This window comes from Moorena sp. SIO4A1 (assembly GCF_010672065.1).
In the GTDB taxonomy this organism is placed as follows: Bacteria; Cyanobacteriota; Cyanobacteriia; order Cyanobacteriales; family Coleofasciculaceae; genus Moorena.
Map to the genome: position 1 here is coordinate 13,013 of NZ_JAAHHX010000027.1, position 15,685 is coordinate 28,697.

The 15,685-nt window shown below is 45.4% G+C and carries 14 protein-coding genes; 10 read left to right on the forward strand and 4 right to left on the reverse strand.

Annotation, left to right across the window (positions count from 1 at the left end; translation table 11 throughout):
* The first annotated feature begins 8 nt into the window (after positions 1 to 8).
* Positions 9 to 3,584, forward strand: a complete 3,576-nt coding sequence (locus tag F6K53_RS18790) for an NB-ARC domain-containing protein (protein ID WP_293070514.1) — start codon at positions 9 to 11, stop codon at positions 3,582 to 3,584.
* Positions 3,585 to 3,823: 239 nt separating this feature from the next.
* On the opposite strand, the gene F6K53_RS18795 is transcribed toward F6K53_RS18790, so the two are convergent.
* Together F6K53_RS18795 and F6K53_RS18800 are read right to left on the reverse strand one after the other, a co-directional pair.
* Positions 3,824 to 4,459: a response regulator transcription factor gene (locus tag F6K53_RS18795; RefSeq protein ID WP_293022604.1), complete on the reverse strand. Its 636-nt coding sequence runs from the start codon at positions 4,457 to 4,459 to the stop codon at positions 3,824 to 3,826.
* Complete coding sequence (locus F6K53_RS18800; RefSeq protein WP_293070512.1) at positions 4,456 to 5,700, reverse strand: sensor histidine kinase; 1,245 nt, start codon at positions 5,698 to 5,700, stop codon at positions 4,456 to 4,458. Before F6K53_RS18800 ends, F6K53_RS18795 begins: the two co-directional genes overlap by 4 nt.
* A gap of 161 nt (positions 5,701 to 5,861) precedes the next feature.
* Between F6K53_RS18800 and F6K53_RS18805 the strand changes: the two genes are divergently transcribed.
* The 7 genes from F6K53_RS18805 to F6K53_RS18835 all read left to right on the forward strand — a co-directional run bounded on the left by F6K53_RS18805 (position 5,862) and on the right by F6K53_RS18835 (position 10,674).
* Positions 5,862 to 7,913: an alpha/beta fold hydrolase gene (locus F6K53_RS18805; protein WP_293081662.1), complete on the forward strand. Its 2,052-nt coding sequence runs from the start codon at positions 5,862 to 5,864 to the stop codon at positions 7,911 to 7,913.
* Positions 7,914 to 7,964: 51 nt separating this feature from the next.
* Positions 7,965 to 8,207, forward strand: a complete 243-nt coding sequence (locus F6K53_RS18810; protein ID WP_075905140.1) for a hypothetical protein — start codon at positions 7,965 to 7,967, stop codon at positions 8,205 to 8,207.
* 163 nt (positions 8,208 to 8,370) lie between these two features.
* The gene (locus tag F6K53_RS18815; RefSeq protein WP_269087102.1) at positions 8,371 to 8,502 is read left to right on the forward strand and encodes a hypothetical protein; all 132 of its coding nucleotides are present in this window, start codon (positions 8,371 to 8,373) and stop codon (positions 8,500 to 8,502) included.
* Positions 8,503 to 8,582: 80 nt separating this feature from the next.
* A complete protein-coding gene (locus F6K53_RS18820) occupies positions 8,583 to 8,831 on the forward strand; it encodes a hypothetical protein (RefSeq protein ID WP_075905138.1) in 249 nt (82 codons plus the stop codon).
* A 201-nt stretch (positions 8,832 to 9,032) separates the two neighbouring features.
* The gene (locus tag F6K53_RS18825; protein ID WP_293070507.1) at positions 9,033 to 9,626 is read left to right on the forward strand and encodes a DUF4058 family protein; all 594 of its coding nucleotides are present in this window, start codon (positions 9,033 to 9,035) and stop codon (positions 9,624 to 9,626) included.
* Positions 9,611 to 9,826, forward strand: a complete 216-nt coding sequence (locus tag F6K53_RS18830; protein WP_293022621.1) for a DUF4058 family protein — start codon at positions 9,611 to 9,613, stop codon at positions 9,824 to 9,826. The genes F6K53_RS18825 and F6K53_RS18830 overlap by 16 nt, the downstream gene beginning before the upstream one ends.
* Positions 9,827 to 10,071: 245 nt before the next feature.
* Complete coding sequence (locus F6K53_RS18835) at positions 10,072 to 10,674, forward strand: Uma2 family endonuclease (RefSeq protein WP_293022624.1); 603 nt, start codon at positions 10,072 to 10,074, stop codon at positions 10,672 to 10,674.
* Between the two features lie 713 nt (positions 10,675 to 11,387).
* Here F6K53_RS18835 and rpiA read toward each other — a convergent pair.
* Both rpiA and F6K53_RS18845 read right to left on the reverse strand, forming a co-directional pair.
* Positions 11,388 to 12,098, reverse strand: a complete 711-nt coding sequence (gene rpiA / locus F6K53_RS18840) for a ribose-5-phosphate isomerase RpiA (RefSeq protein WP_293022627.1) — start codon at positions 12,096 to 12,098, stop codon at positions 11,388 to 11,390.
* A gap of 528 nt (positions 12,099 to 12,626) precedes the next feature.
* Complete coding sequence (locus F6K53_RS18845; RefSeq protein WP_293022630.1) at positions 12,627 to 13,106, reverse strand: RNA-binding protein; 480 nt, start codon at positions 13,104 to 13,106, stop codon at positions 12,627 to 12,629.
* A gap of 382 nt (positions 13,107 to 13,488) precedes the next feature.
* Between F6K53_RS18845 and F6K53_RS18850 the strand changes: the two genes are divergently transcribed.
* Both F6K53_RS18850 and F6K53_RS18855 read left to right on the forward strand, forming a co-directional pair.
* Positions 13,489 to 14,850 (forward strand): DUF2157 domain-containing protein, encoded by a 1,362-nt coding sequence (locus F6K53_RS18850; protein ID WP_293070504.1) that lies wholly within the window; start codon positions 13,489 to 13,491, stop codon positions 14,848 to 14,850.
* Positions 14,851 to 14,874: 24 nt separating this feature from the next.
* Positions 14,875 to 15,543: a GDYXXLXY domain-containing protein gene (locus F6K53_RS18855; RefSeq protein WP_293070502.1), complete on the forward strand. Its 669-nt coding sequence runs from the start codon at positions 14,875 to 14,877 to the stop codon at positions 15,541 to 15,543.
* Positions 15,544 to 15,685: the final 142 nt, after the last annotated feature.

Sequence of the window (15,685 nt, forward strand, 5' to 3'; positions counted from 1 at the left end):
GTGGAGTTATGATGAATTCCGTGCGAGCATCTGAATCAGGACTTAAATTAGTAGACCAAGCTAGACGTCAGAAAAGATGGAACAAAACAGCGGTAGCTTGGTATACCAGTGCATTTACCTCTAGGGCAACCTTAAACCGATTTTGGGGGAGACAGTCAATTCGTACTGACACCTTCATTGCCATTTGTCGCGCTGTAGGTCTTGATTGGGAAAAGGTAGTTGAGCCGGATGAGATTGAGATAGATCAGATGGAGCTAACAGCGCTATCGACAACTGCTCTGGCTGGAATTGGACATCTTGATTGGGGTGGAGCTCCAGAACCGAGGAGTTTCTACGGTCGGATGCAGGAACTGAATACTCTACAGGAATGGATTCTACAGGACAACTGCTGCCTGGTGGCACTTCTAGGGATGGGGGGAATTGGCAAAACTACCTTGGCTGTGAAGTTAGCCCATCTGCTACAGGATAAATTTGAGTTTGTGATTTGGCGCAGTCTACGCAATGCTCCGCCCCTAGAGGAAGTCCTGGCAGACATGATTCAATTTCTGTCTGTGCAGCAGGAAACGAATTTACCTTCCTCTGTGGATGGCAAAATTTTGCGATTGATTCAGTATTTACAGACGGCCCGTTGCCTGCTGCTTCTTGATAATACCGAATCGATCCTCGAAAGTGGTTCTCGCACCGGTGGCTATCGAGAGGGATACGCTGGATACGGTGAGCTACTCAGAACTATTGGGGAAACCTCCCACAACAGCTGCCTAGTGATGACCTCCCGGGAGGCACCTCAAGACTTGACCCTTCTGGAGGGGGAAGCCTTACCCGTTCGCTGCTTCCCACTCAAAGGTTTACCAGAAACCCACGGACAGGAAATATTTAAGGAAAAGGGAAATTTTATTGGCGATGACACCCAATGGATGACCCTAATTGAGCGTTATGCGGGAAATCCTTTAGCCTTAAAGATGGTAGCCTGTGCAGTCAGAGACTTTTTTGATAGCAATATTGCTCAGTTTCTGGATTTTTTAAAGGAAGGCTCATTCATTTTTGATGATATTCGGGATTTACTAGATCGGCACTTTCAGCGCCTTACCTCCACAGAAAAGGAACTGATGTACTGGCTAGCTATCAATCGGGAACCCATTTCTCTTGAAGAACTGCAAGAAGACTTTGTCTGCTACCTATGCGCTACGGATATTTTAGAAGCTGTAGGCTCTCTACAACGGCGGTCATTGATTGAGAAAACTTCAACTGGGTTTACCCAACAACCTGTAGTCATGGAATACATGATTAATCGACTCATCAAGCAGATTCCTGAAGAGATTATTAGTCAAAATATCGCTATCTTCCGCACTCACTGCCTAGTCAAAGCCAGCGCCCCTGACTATGTTCGGGATGCTCAAGTCTGTCTGATTATCGAACCGATTATTGAGAAATTACTCTCTAGTTTTGGTTCTACAACACAGCTGGAAAATCATCTCCTGGAAATCCTATCAAGGCTGCGCACCCCGACTCCTGGGGTTAAAAAATCTACTCTCCAGATGGGATATGTCAGTGGTAATACTATTAATTTACTTACTCAATTACAGATTGATTTAAACGGTTATGACTTTTCTGGCCTGACAGTTTGGCAAGCCAACCTACAGGGACTGACATTACATAATGTCAATTTCGCTGGCTGTGACTTGGCTGGCTCAGTGTTTACTGAAACCCTAGGGAATATGTTATCGGCAGCATTTAGTCCAGATGGGAGGATGTTGGCAATCTGTGATACAGATTTTCAGATTCGCCTATGGCATGTGCAAACTGGTAAACTACTGGTAATCTGTGAGGGTCACACTAATTGGGTACGCTCTGTTGCGTTTAGTGGGGATGGTAAAACCTTAGCCAGTGGTAGTGGTGACCATACCGTAAAGTTATGGCAAGTCAGTGATGGCAGGTGCTTACAAACTTGTACTGGACATACTGATGAAGTGTTCTCAGTTGCTTTTAATCCTCAAGGTAATACCCTGATTAGTGGTAGTAGCGACCACACTGTCAGACTCTGGGATGGTGACACGGCTGAATGCCTTAATACCTTTACTGGACATACCGGTTGTGTGAGATCAGTGGCTTTTAGTACTAATGGCAAAACCCTAGCCAGTGGCAGTGATGACCACACTGTCAAACTCTGGGATGCTAGCACTGGTAGTTGGGTTAGAACTTGTACTGGACATACCAGTGGAGTACGCTCAGTTGCTTTTAGCACTGATGGCAAAACCCTAGCTAGTGGCAGTAATGACCACACTGTCAGACTGTGGGATGCTAGCACTGGTAGCTGTGTTAGTACTCACACCGGACATAGTAGTGGAGTCTACTCAGTGGCTTTTAGCACTGACGGCAAAACCCTAGCTACTGGTAGTGGCGACCATACTGTCAGGTTATGGGATTACCATACTGGTATTTGCCTGAAAACCTTGCATGGACATACTAATCAGATCTTTTCTTTGGCGTTTAGCCCTCAAGGTAACACCCTAGTCTGTGTGAGTTTAGATCAAACTGTCAGACTTTGGGATTGGGGCACTGGTCAATGCTTGAAAACTTGGCAGGGAAGTACTGATTGGGTATTTCCAGTGGCTTTCAGTCCTGATGGTAAAACTTTGGCTAGTGGCAGTAACGATAATACAGTCAGACTATGGGATTATCATAGCGATCGCTGTATCAGTATTTTGCACGGACATACTGCTCACGTGTGTTCAGTGGCCTTTAGTAGTGACGGTAAAACCGTAGCTAGTAGCAGTAGAGACGAAACAATCAGGCTGTGGGATATCAAGACGGGAGAATGCTTAAAGATTTTGCACGGACATACTGATTGGATCTATTCGGTCACTTTCAGTGGTGATGGGAAAACCCTAGCCAGTGGCAGTGCTGACCAAACGGTGAGGCTTTGGGATCAGCGTACTGGTCACTGCGTCAGCACTTTGGAAGGACATACTAATCAGATCTGGTCAGTGGCTTTCAGTAGTGATGGTAAAACCTTGGCCAGTAGCAATACAGACCAAACGGTGAGGCTGTGGGATGTCAGCACAGGGGAATGCTTGAAAACGTTACAGGGACATGGTAATCGGGTCAAATCCGTCGCTTTCAGTCCTAAGGATACTATCCTGGCCAGTTGTAGTACAGACGAAACGGTACGCCTCTGGGATTTGAGTACGGGTCAATGCTCTAAACTATTACGCGGACACAACAATTGGGTCTTTTCCGTGGCATTCAGTCCCGATGGCAACACTATCGCTAGCGGCTCTCACGACCAAACTGTCAAGGTGTGGGATGTTTCCACAGGGGAATGCTGCCACACTTGCACCGGACATACCCATCTGGTCTCTTCTGTTGCCTTTAGTGGGGATGGTCAAATTATAGCTAGTGGCTCTCAAGACCAAACCGTGAGGCTTTGGGACACTAAGACGGGCAAGTGCCTGAAAATTCTCAGAGCTCCGAGACTCTACGAAGCCATGAATATCACTGGAGTGACAGGATTAACTGAGGCACAGAAAGCAACTCTGAAACAGTTGGGTGCGATCGCAATCGACAATTTTCGTATTGATAGTTAATTTTGCTGTTCATTTAACGTCCTAATCTATACTTCGATTCCTATAAATGCTGATATTTTTATTTAGAAAATATTTGTAAAAATTTTTGTAAAAACTTCGGAATTATTGCTATTTTTATTACGTCGAAATAAGGGAATAATCCGGTCGATTGGTTCTTGCAGTTTAGTTTTTACCAAAAAAGCTCTGCTATGATGATTTCCCAGATAAAATAGTGATAAAATAGTTTAATCTCATGCACATTAAAGATGCTGATGGGCCCAGAGGGCAGCCTGGGTGCGATCGCGAACATCCAACTCACAGAAAATATTAGTTAGATGATTTTTAATCGTGCCTTCGGTCAGATTAAGGGCGGCTGCAATTTCTCGATTGCTTTTACCTTGTCCCAACAGCTTCAGGATCTCTAGTTCCCGCTGATTGAATTGAGCATGATAATCTGTTTTTTCCCGTTCAGGTTGGGTATTATTCAGTTGAGAAAACACCTTCGGAGCGATGGTAGGACCTAATTGGCTGTATCCCTGATGCAAACTGCGAATGGCCGCTGCCACCTTAGGTGCTGGAGTACTTTTAAGCAAATAGCCCAACGCCCCAGCCTGAAGAGACTGGAACACATAGTCATCATTGTCAAAGGTGGTTAAGACTAGAATCCGAATCCAGGGGTAGCGGGTATGGATTTCTCGGGTTGCTTGCACACCATCGCAGATGGGCATCCGCACATCCATCAAGATAATATCAGGCTGTAACCTCTGGGTGAGGGCAATGGCTTCTTCACCGTGATTGGCTTCACCCACCACCTCGAGATCATCCTCTAGGGACAACAGTGCCGCCAGTCCCTGCCGAAAGATGGGTTGGTCATCAGCCAATAGAAGTCGAATCATCGTGGTATCCTAATCTGAATACAGGTGCCTTGTCCCGGTGTGCTATCTAATTGTATCGATCCACTTATCAGCTGAACTCTCTCCTGCATACCCCTGAGGCCAAAACCCTGGGTGGGTTTAGCAATATCAAAGCCCATACCGTCGTCCTTTAGTTCAAGGATAACCGCATCAGCAGAAGCATATCCCCGGAGGTGAATAACCTGGGCTTGACTGTGTTTGCGGATATTTTCCAATCCTTCCTTAACCACACAGTAAAGCTGATGATTGGTTTGTAACGGCAGCTGGGGCAAATCTATTTTGCTTTTAACCTTTATGGAGGGGTTGGATGTAAAAGATTCCAGCAGCTGTGGCAGCGCCTTATTGAGATCAAAGGTCTCTTCTCGCATGGTGGTCACTGCCCGACGCACTTCTTGTAAGGATTGGCTGGCCAGCAGTTTGGCCGTCTCTAACGCTGGTTGAAGCTGATTAGAGTTTCGTTCGTAGAGTCGTTGTGCTAATTCTAGCTGCACATCAAGGGAGGTCAAAGTATGCCCCAATGAATCATGAATATCGCGAGCAATGCGGGTGCGTTCTAAATCTGCGGCTAGCAATTCAACTTCCTGGGTCAAGGCGATTGCTCGCTGACGACTCCTGTACTCAGCCACCAAGGTTAAACAGAGCAGAATAATCGGTACGCTCAGGGAAATATAGTTCACAAGGTTATTGAGAACAATACCCGCAAGAAATACTTGGGGAGCCTCTTGAAAGGTTTGTAGGTTTTTTTCTAAGCGAGCTTGCTGCTCTGCAATCGGTTTTGAGAGATCAGTTAGTAAATCATTCGTTAACTGCCACGCAAAACCTACATGCCAGGCAATACCGGCTAAAACAACCGTGATGATCACGTCCCGACGACGCAACAGAAAACAGCTTTTGGCGAAGTATAGAAAGAGAAGGAGATCCAGACCTACATGACTAAAGATACGTGTCAGCAACAGACAGGCAATTTCGGCAAAGATATAGGCTCGTCGCTGCCACATGGGGCGACGGATTGGAAAGAAGAAGCTCAGAATGGCCAAAACTCCCAATACGAAGAAGTTTATTAGGTAGTCACCGCCCTTGGCCTCATAGGACAATGATTTATTCAGGATGAAAAACAGCAGTATCAGGGTCACCATCACCAAACATGCCCATTCCACATAACGCAGGATTTTGGGAATTGAAGGATTAATGGTGGAAACCTGAGGAGTTGTCCGAGCTGACATCAGCTTACCTAATGCTTATGACTGCTTCTACAGCTTATGAAACTTATGGATAAATTTCCATGACAAACGTCATGTATCCATATGACCTTTCGCTATAGTCAGTTTGAAATGGCCTGTTTAATATTGAATTATAAGCAACTTTTCAGAGGATACGGTTTATCATGAAACAATTTCAATTTGGTGCAGGTTTGATGATGTCTATTAGTTTGATGGGTTTTAGCCTTGGCAATCCACCGCTACCCCTAACGGCAAAAACTGCTAGCGCTGCTGAGAGTCAGACCGCTGTAGCACCGTTACTTCAGCGGGAACTATTCTTTGGCGATCCAGAGATTACAGGTGCCCAGCTTTCCCCCGACGGTCAGTTTCTGGCCTTTCAAAAACCTCTAGACGGCGTGATCAATGTGTGGGTTAAGGGCATCGATGAACCGATGGAAGCTGCTCGTCCAGTCACGGCTGATGCTGAAAGCCCGATCATGATTTACTTTTGGAGCGCCGATGGTCGTTACATTCTCTACGGCCAGGATAAAGGGGGCAATGAGAATTTTCACATTTATGCGGTTGAAGCTAAATCTTTAGGTGAGACTAGCCCGGTAACCCGCGATTTAACCCCTGTAGAGGGGATTACGGCCATGATCTATAGCGTTCCTAAACGGACTCCGAACCACATCATTATCGGTCTTAACGAACGCAATCCCCAGTTTCATGATGTCTATCGTTTGGATTTGACAACAGGGGAGCGGACGCTGCTGATTCAAAATGACGAGAATATTGCCCTCTGGACAACCGATTTAGACGGTAATGTGCGCATCGGCTATCGCCAAAGCCTGGAAGGGGGGCATGAGATTCTGGCGGTGCAACAAGATGGATTAACACCTGTTTACACCTGTCGAATTGAAGAAACCTGTGTCCCCATTCGCTTTCATAAAGATGGCCAACGGGTGTATCTGATCAGCAATCGGGATGGGAATTTAATGCAGTTAAAGCTGCTTAATCTCGAAAGCCAGCAGAGTCAGGTCGTGGAAGTTGATCCTGAAAACCAGGTGGATTTTGGCCGTGCAGTGTTTTCAGAAGCGACTGATGAGTTGATTGCTACCTCCTATGTTGGCGATCGCATCCGCATCTATCCTCAAAACGACAAGATAGCGGCTGATCTAGCCTTTCTGAAACAACAACTGCCCGACGTTGATATTGTGTTGCAATCCCTTACTATCGATGATCGCTTTGCGTTGATTAGAACCCGGAGCGATGTGAATCCTGGGTCTACTTATCTATTTGATCGTAGTACTCAAACCCTGGAAAAACTCTACGATGATCGGCCAGAGCTGCCCAGGCAACATTTGGCCACCATGCAGCCGATCCGCTATACAGCCCGTGATGGTCTAGAGATTCCAGCCTATCTGACCCTGCCCCAGGGGGTAAACCCAGTCAAGCTACCGGTGATTGTCATGCCCCACGGTGGACCTTGGGGACGAGATATGTGGGGGTACAGGCCGTTTACCCAGTTTCTCGCTAATCGTGGCTACGCCGTTCTCCAACCCAACTTTCGAGGGTCCACTGGCTATGGTAAAGCCTTTCTCAATGCCGGTAACAACGAATGGGGCACGGGTGCAATGCAGCATGACCTGACGGATGGCGTGCAGTATCTGATTGATGCAGGGATTGCCGATCCCGAGCGTGTGGGAATTTTTGGTGGCTCCTATGGAGGCTATGCCACCCTAGCTGGTTTGGCATTTACACCAGATATCTATGCCGTTGGCGTATCCAATGTGGGGCCATCGAACCTGATTACCTTGCTCAAGTCAATTCCCCCCTATTGGGAATCGATGAAGGCTACCTTTGCTCTGCGGCTGGGAGATCCAGATGATCCGAGCGATCGCACCCGTCTAGAAGCCCAGTCACCCCTGTTTTCCGCCGACCAAATTCAGGCCCCGCTGATGGTGGTTCAGGGAGCCAACGATCCCCGAGTTAAGCAAGCGGAGTCAGACCAAATTGTGGCCGCATTACGAGATTTAGGCCGACCCGTGGAATATCTGATTGCCCCGGATGAAGGCCATGGTTTCCGTAAGGAGATCAACTCACTGGCCATGACAGCTGCATTAGAGAAGTTTTTAGCTGAACATTTAGGCGGACGTTACCAGGCTGAGATGTCTTCAGAGGTACAGGCTCAACTAGACAAATTAACTGTTGATATTGACACTGTCACAGTTAATTAATCCGGTGAGCCTGAGATTGTTGAACTTGACCCAGCAATTTACAACCGCTATTTGGGAACCTACCAATTACTCCCTAATATGGAGATCGCTATTCGAGTCGAGGAACAACAACTACTCGCCCAAGCCACAGGGCAGGAAGCGTTTACCCTTTACCCTGTTTCAGAAAGTGACAGCTCCCACACTGACTCTTTGAGTTCAGTGTGGGCTTCCCAGCCAATCCAGCTATTGCTTAGGAGGCGCTGGGCTTTAAGAACGGACTGCCCTGCCGCTCTGTTTTTTTGGTCTTTTGTTTAATAATGTTTGACCAACTTTCCAGCATTTATGGCCTTTGGCCACGCTACGCGAACGGCTTTGAAAGTCAGTATTATGAGTATAACACATCGATTGGTCTTTTGTGAAAGACTCTGTGGAAAATTTATCCCACATCTCAATGCGCAGCATGAGTGTGGGATGAATTTTGCCAGAAACTAAATTCTTGGCTCAGGTTGCAGATATCACGATTCAATTCAATTTCTCAGCAGATGAAACGGTTAACGGACTAACACTTTATCAAGCGGGTCAGGAATTGATTGCATCCAAGGTGAATTAATTTAATAGATTGAGATTGGGGGCACACTGCTGTGTGTCCCGTGCAAAATTGCTAACGATACTAACGAGGAGCCTCTAGTTATGGAAACAGAAACGACTCAACCTACTGCAAGACAAGTATTAACTCAGGCGGCAGCAGGTGCGGCTGCCGGATTACTGGTGGGCATCGCTATCATGTCTATCTATCGATGGCTTTGGCATGTAGAGATATCTTTGAATACAATAATGCTTTTAAGCATAGGCTTCTCCATTTACTGTGGAGTTTTATCAGCTTGGCTAGGGAAAAGATTCTGGAATTTACTCGGTACCTTTCTCAGCCATATCAGCTGATAGTTGGTTTGGGGCAAGGCCCCCTTAGAGCTGATTCGTCAAGTAAATCTTAAGAAGTCTGAAAGCCTTGCTATGATTGTCTTTTCGGTATTAAATAGTTCAATTGTTCTATTTTAGCGCAAGCCTTATCCTACAAGGTTTAGTGCGAGTTTACGAATCAGCTCTAAGGAAGTATGTTTACAACTCAAATCAAAATGCTATATGACTAACCCATTTCCAGGGATGAATCCCTACCTCGAACAACCGGAATATTGGTCGGATTTCCACAACCAATTGGTGGCGGCTTTGGCTAGAGCATTAATTCCGAAACTGCTACCTAAATATCGGGTAGTTACCGATAAGTGGGTTTATAAGATTGCTGGCTCAACCAAGATTGCCATTGGTAGACCCGATGTTACGGTTCAACAAAGCCGAGATGCTTCAGCTGCAATGGCTACAGCAGTTGCGGTATCTGAACCGTTAGTTCAACCGATTAAGGTAGCTGTTCCTTTACGAGAAGAAGTCCGACAATCCTACATCGAGGTTAAAGATGTAGCCACTAAGGAAGTGGTGACAGCGATTGAAGTTATCTCTCCTGCCAATAAACGAGGAGAAGGGCGTCAGAAATACGAAGCCAAACGGCAGCAGATATTCGAGAGTATGACTCATTTGGTCGAAATTGACCTGTTGCGAGATGGAGAACCCCTGCCTGTTTCTAACACCAGTAATCTGAGTCATTATCGGATTTTAGTCAGTCGTTCTAATACCCGTCCCACGGCTGACTTGTACCTTTTTAATTTATGCGATTGGCCGTAGGCCACGCCAAAGGCGATCGCATTCCCTCTTTTCGGCTTCCCCTTCTTCCTGGGGATACCGAACCAATGGTAGAATTACAGACATTAGTGGATGAGCTTTATGACCAGTTAGGCTACGACTATTTTATTGACTATAGCAGCAATCCGCCATTCCCTTGGTCGGAGGATGATGTGGCATCTTGGGCAGGAGATCGTCGATAAAATTTTTGAATCAGGACAAGAATGAACAGCAAGATAAATGTTCGCAGATTGCCCAACCTTTGTTTTCCCTGCTCAATTATCCATTAAGCGATTGGCCGTAGGCCACGCCAAAGGCGATGAAGCTAAGCTTCCGCTAAAAGCGAACGCGACTTAGATAAACTCCCCATAATCCCAGTAAAATTAACCGACGTGAGTTCTTTATCTTCTGCTCTCTCGTTATATCTCAATTCCAAGGATTAACGGTTATGTCAAGTCAACTAGAACCCCTACTAAAGCTAATAGTTCCACAATCTTTGGACCTCAACGTCAGTCACCAACAGTTTGAACAATTAGCTAATGCTAACCGAGACCTGAGATTAGAAAGAACTGCTGAGGGAAAATTGATTGTGAATCCACCAACAGGATGGGAAACCGGTAAAAGAAATCTAAGTATTAGCAGGCAATTGGGCAATTGGTATGAGGAAAACCCGGAACAAGGAGAAGCATTTGACTCATCTACCGGATTTGAACTTCCCAATGGCTCCAATCGTTCCCCTGATAGCTCTTGGGTGTCACGTAACCGCTGGGATGCACTGACAGAGGAACAAAAACAAACTTTCCCTAAAGTCTGTCCTGATTTCGTAATTGAGTTGCGATCAAAGTCTGACAGTCTCAAGGAGCTACAGGCAAAAATGCAAGAGTATATTGACAATGGCTTGCGCTTGGGGTGGCTGATTGACCCTCAGAATCGACGGGTTGAAATTTATCGCTCAGGACAAAAAACTGAGGTTATAGATAATCCCAAAGAGTTATCTGGAGAAGCAGTGCTTCCCGGTTTCAAACTTAAATTACAAGGTATTGTAAACTGATTCCCAGGGTAAACCCATCCTACGTTTAACAGCAACTAGAAGATGCTGATAAATTCGTTATTCTCCTGCTCCAAGTTAAGGACAATTCAGCTATCAGCTAATGCGCTACGCGCACGCGTGCGCGTTCAGCTTTTGAATAAAAGAGGTAAGCATTCGTTTAATACTGAGTTAAATCCCAGCGTCGTTCGCACAGCGTGGCCAAACGCGCCCCGCGTGGCCAAAGGCCAAGGCCAAAGCCTGTGCCACACGCGAACGATGTTTTTTTTGAAGCTGAACGCGCACGCGTGAGCTTTTAGCTCACCGCTGTTCGCGTAGCTTGGCCAAAGGCCTTTCGCTGAGGGCTGACCGCTGAGGGCTGACCGCTTACGAATTCTTGATAAATTCTTGATTTTCCGGGATTAGCCTTTGTAGCAGGTTAAGGTAGTAAAGAAGCAGTTAGGAGAGTTTACGATTATGGAATCCCATGATTTTTTGATGTTAGTTCTGTTACTAAGTCCTGGTATGTTGCTTTCAGCAGTGATCATGCTCACCTTTGCCGCTGGTGGCTAAGCTCGACAAAGTCTAATCAACTATTCTCTACCTGGAAAATTAATCAAGCCGTGGGACATACACTTAATTGCCTTGGCTTGGGAGAAATATCTGAGTATTTCTATCAAGAGTATTTCTATCAAGCAAGAATCCCACGGCACTTTCAAGCTTTAGTGCTGGACGTGTTACATTTCCCGAATCACGGTCTGACCATCCTTAACTTCTCCAACTAGAACCAGATCCGTAACCCCAACAAATAAACCATTTTCCAGAACACCAGGAATATTATTGATAGTTTTTTCTAGCTCAGCTGGGTTATCAATGGCATCAAATTTGACATCAACGACCATATTTCCCTGATCTGTAATCACTGGTCCAGCTTTTTTGACCCCCATGCGCAGTTCCGGTTTACCCCCTAGCTTTTCAATGGCATTCATAACTGGTGTAATTGCCATCGGGATAACTTCTACAGGTAATAGGAAGGTAGACCCCAAGCGGTCAACTATTTTAGTGCTATCCACCACTACGATAAATTGTTTGGCCAGGGAATCTACAATTTTCTCACGGGTGTGGGCAGCGCCACCCCCCTTAATCAAATTTTTCTGGGGATCGACTTCGTCAGCACCATCAATCGCTACATCTATGTGATCAACCGCATCAAGGGTAGTCAAGGGAATACCGTACTGTTTCGCCAAGACTTCTGCCTGGAAAGAGGTGGGGATCCCTACAATATCCTTAATCTCTCCAGAGTTTAAGCGATCGCCTAAAAACTGAATTGCATAGGCAGTCGTTGAACCAGTGCCTAGCCCCACAATCATTCCCGACTGCACCCGCTTGGCAGCTGCTTTGCCAACTTCCTGTTTCATTAACTTAATGGGGTCAATTTCTGCACTCATAACAACGTTAGTGATTAGTGGTTAGTGGTTAGTGGTTAAAACGTAAGTTTTAATTCACAACTCACAATTTTAAATCGATCGGGTAACAGACGATGCAAAATTACCTGAGCTTGCCAGACTTTCCACCATCAGCGTTAAGCTAATAGGTAGTTGGTACTGCGCACACAAAATTAACAGCTATCTATCAAGCTCAATAGCTTACTGTTTCGTTAGCTTTAATTTCTTTGGTATTGGTAAGCTATCCTGATCTGGCTTAAGACACCATAAACCTATCGGGATTTGCCACTGATCATCAACCAAAAAAAAGAAAAGACTCTCTGTCTGGCAGAATGAGTCAGATATCGATATTAAAGTAGCACTATCAGCAGACTGGTCAAACCCAATCTGAGGTGATTAGATCTTTTATTTAAAAATTGCGTGGAAAGCCTGAAGCTTTACAGAGGAATAAGCCCACGCCTCCCTGACGGGTAGGACGTAGGGCTAATCTTGCCAGAATTGGTAATGGAAATCAGTTAGATTTATCCCAACTTAAGAGTTAGTAGTTTGAGCCGATAACAGTTCTTTCAGCTTCGCCAATTCATTAGCCCAACGGGGATCGGGTTGAATTCCAGCGGGGTCAGATGTAGTCTGTTGCTGCTTACGCTTAGACTTATTCTTGTTGTTGTTACGGCGAGGGGGAGGAGTGTTGTTGGCAGATGGGGTTGATTCCTGATTGGGTTTTTCTTTCTCCTTAGATGCTTCTTTGTCTTGATTCTTGGATCGTGGCAGGGCTTTTTCAATTTTCAAGGTAGTATCCTTGAACATATGACCATTGAACTTTTCAATGAATTGATCAGCCTCCTCATCCGTTGCCACCGTGACGAAGCCGAAGCCCCGACATTTACCAGTTTTACGATCTTTAATCACTTTTGTGCTAAAGTTTTCACCGGCTTCAGCAAAAATAGCTTGCAGCTCATCACGGTTTACTTCTTCTTTAGGTAAGTTACCTATGTACAGACGAATAGACATTTAGAGATACCTCCGGGCGATAACAAAAAAAAGAAAAAATTGTTGACAGCAGTCACTAGGGTGGATAAAGATAAATTTGAGCGACGAAAACTTGCCACGTCTAGACAATCTTCTGACGTACCTTACCAACCTCAACTGAATAGACGGATGCAGTAAAATCAAAACTCCTATATACCACATGTTCGGAGCTACTACGACCCACTCGTTGACCTCTGGTTTACCATTAGCTCCGATTCTAGTTAACAGTTTTTTACTTACTCTTATCTAATTATTACAGAATGTTTACACCATATCATGGACATAATCAAACATTCAGTCGGTTAGTGATTATAACATTGTATATTCCCAGAGGAAAGTCTTAAGCTCTAAAATATAGGTTGTGATGCCTTCCGATAAATTTCGTCACCAGTTACGTCAAGAAGCACAACAATGGCAAACAGAAGGGTTGATTGATGCTGGCCTATACGCTCAATTAGCGGAACGCTATCAATTTAGTGACCTGGAAGTAGCGGCCCGTAATCGATTCGTCGTAATTTTGCTAGTTCTAGGCAGTCTTCTCTTAGGCTTGGCCATGATCACCTTTGTGGCAGCCAACTGGCAAGCCTGGTCTCGGTGGTTGAAAGTGACCTTGCTTCTGAGTGTCTTCTTCGGGATCAACATTGCTGGCTTCTATCTATGGCGAGACCCAACCCAAGGTAGGCATTGCCGTTTGGGACAAGGTTTATTACTTTTAGGAGCCCTGACTTTAGGAGCCAATATAGCACTGATGTCCCAAATGTTCCACCAAAGTGGACCACTCTATCAGTTATACCTGATTTGGGGATTAGGAGTCTTAGCCATGGCTTATAGCCTACGCTTGACCCTATTAGGGATGCTGGCAATGGTCTTGATTGGATTAGGGTATGTGCAAGGAATGTCCCAGCCAGAATTTCTGGCAATCACAGAGTTGTCTTGGCTAAGGCTAATCATACAACATATGCCAGTGTTTGCGGGTTTACTGTTTATTCCCCTGGCTTACTGGTGCCGTTCACGATGGATGTTTCGCTTAAGTGCGATCGCAGTAGTTGCTGCCCTGGAATGGAACTTGATCAACTTCGAGCTATGGCCTTATCCCGGTTGGATTGCTGCGATCGCATGCGCTCTACCACCAGCCTTGTTATGGTCATACGGGGGTTTCCTGGGAAGAATTCAGCCCAACCTCCAGGAATTTAATAGCACAGCCCGCACCCTTGGTATCACCTTCCTCAGCCTATCATTTTATTTTTTGTCTTTCCACGTGTTATGGGATAGTTCACCATCAGTCAAACCGCTAGTTGACGTCACCTCAATACTCCTGGAACCTGCTGTGATTGATAGTGTCATTTTAGGTAGCTTCACGATCTGGGCGTGGATAAAACTGTTGCGTCGAATGGACTCAACAACTAAGGTTGTGGCTATTATGATTGTGATCAGCGCCCTAGTTCCCTATTGGCATCTCAGTATTGGTATTCTACCCATCATAGCGGTATTCATCTTCAATGTGCTTTTATTCCTAATCGACATCGGTTTAATCCGCGCCGGACTAGCAGAGGGGAAACGAGGTTTATTCTGGGGTGGCATGGTGCTACTGACGCTGCAAATTTTGACCCGGATGCTGGAGTACGATACTGGTTTATTAGTCAAATCCATAGTCTTATTCCTCTGTGGGCTAGGTATTATTGGTGCTGGACTATGGTTTGAGCGCTATTTGAAGTCTGAATTATGACTTATGACTTATGACTTATGACCTATGAGCATTAATTCTGAGTATTACCGTCCTATACCAAGCTGGCGATTCTGGGTACCTCTTTTATTTCAAACCGCACTAATTATTACTGTTCCCACCCAGGCAATTTACACTACACTGACTGGAAAAACTGTCATCCTTCAGACAGCGCCAGTAGACCCTTATGAACTTTTGCGAGGCTATTCCCAAACTCTAAGATACTATATCTCTAATCAGGATAACTTGCGCAATCTTCCTGGCTGGCAAAAATTGCCCAAGCAACAACCTAATGGCAACAAGGTAACCTTTATCAAGCCTGGTACCCGTTTTTACGTAATTTTAGAAGCACCAGACTCATCCAACTCAACTAAACTACCAATAGCCTGGAAACCAGTAAGCTTAAGTGCCCAATTTCCTTCGCGACTACCAGCTAATCAGATTCCTATCAAAGGTGTTGCTAACTATGGTTCGATTGAGTACGGATTGGAAACTTACTATATGCCAGAAGACCAACGGGAACAAATTAATGAAGAATTAAATAGTGCTAGGCAAGAGAACTCTAACCTACCGATATCACCACCACCAATTGTGATGGAAATTAAGGTGGATGCTCAAGGTAATGCTTTACCAATCGGAATCTGGGCACTGGTAAGTAAGGATTCTCAACAGCAGATTCGCAAGTATCGGTTTTAAGAGGGAATCGGGAATCGGGAATCGGGAATCGGGAATCGGGAATCGGGAACGGGGCAAATAGTGTAATTTACATTTAACGGTACCCTTCACCGAAAGCCAAAGGCGAACAACCTTTTTGAATTAAGAATGTAGAATTACAAAT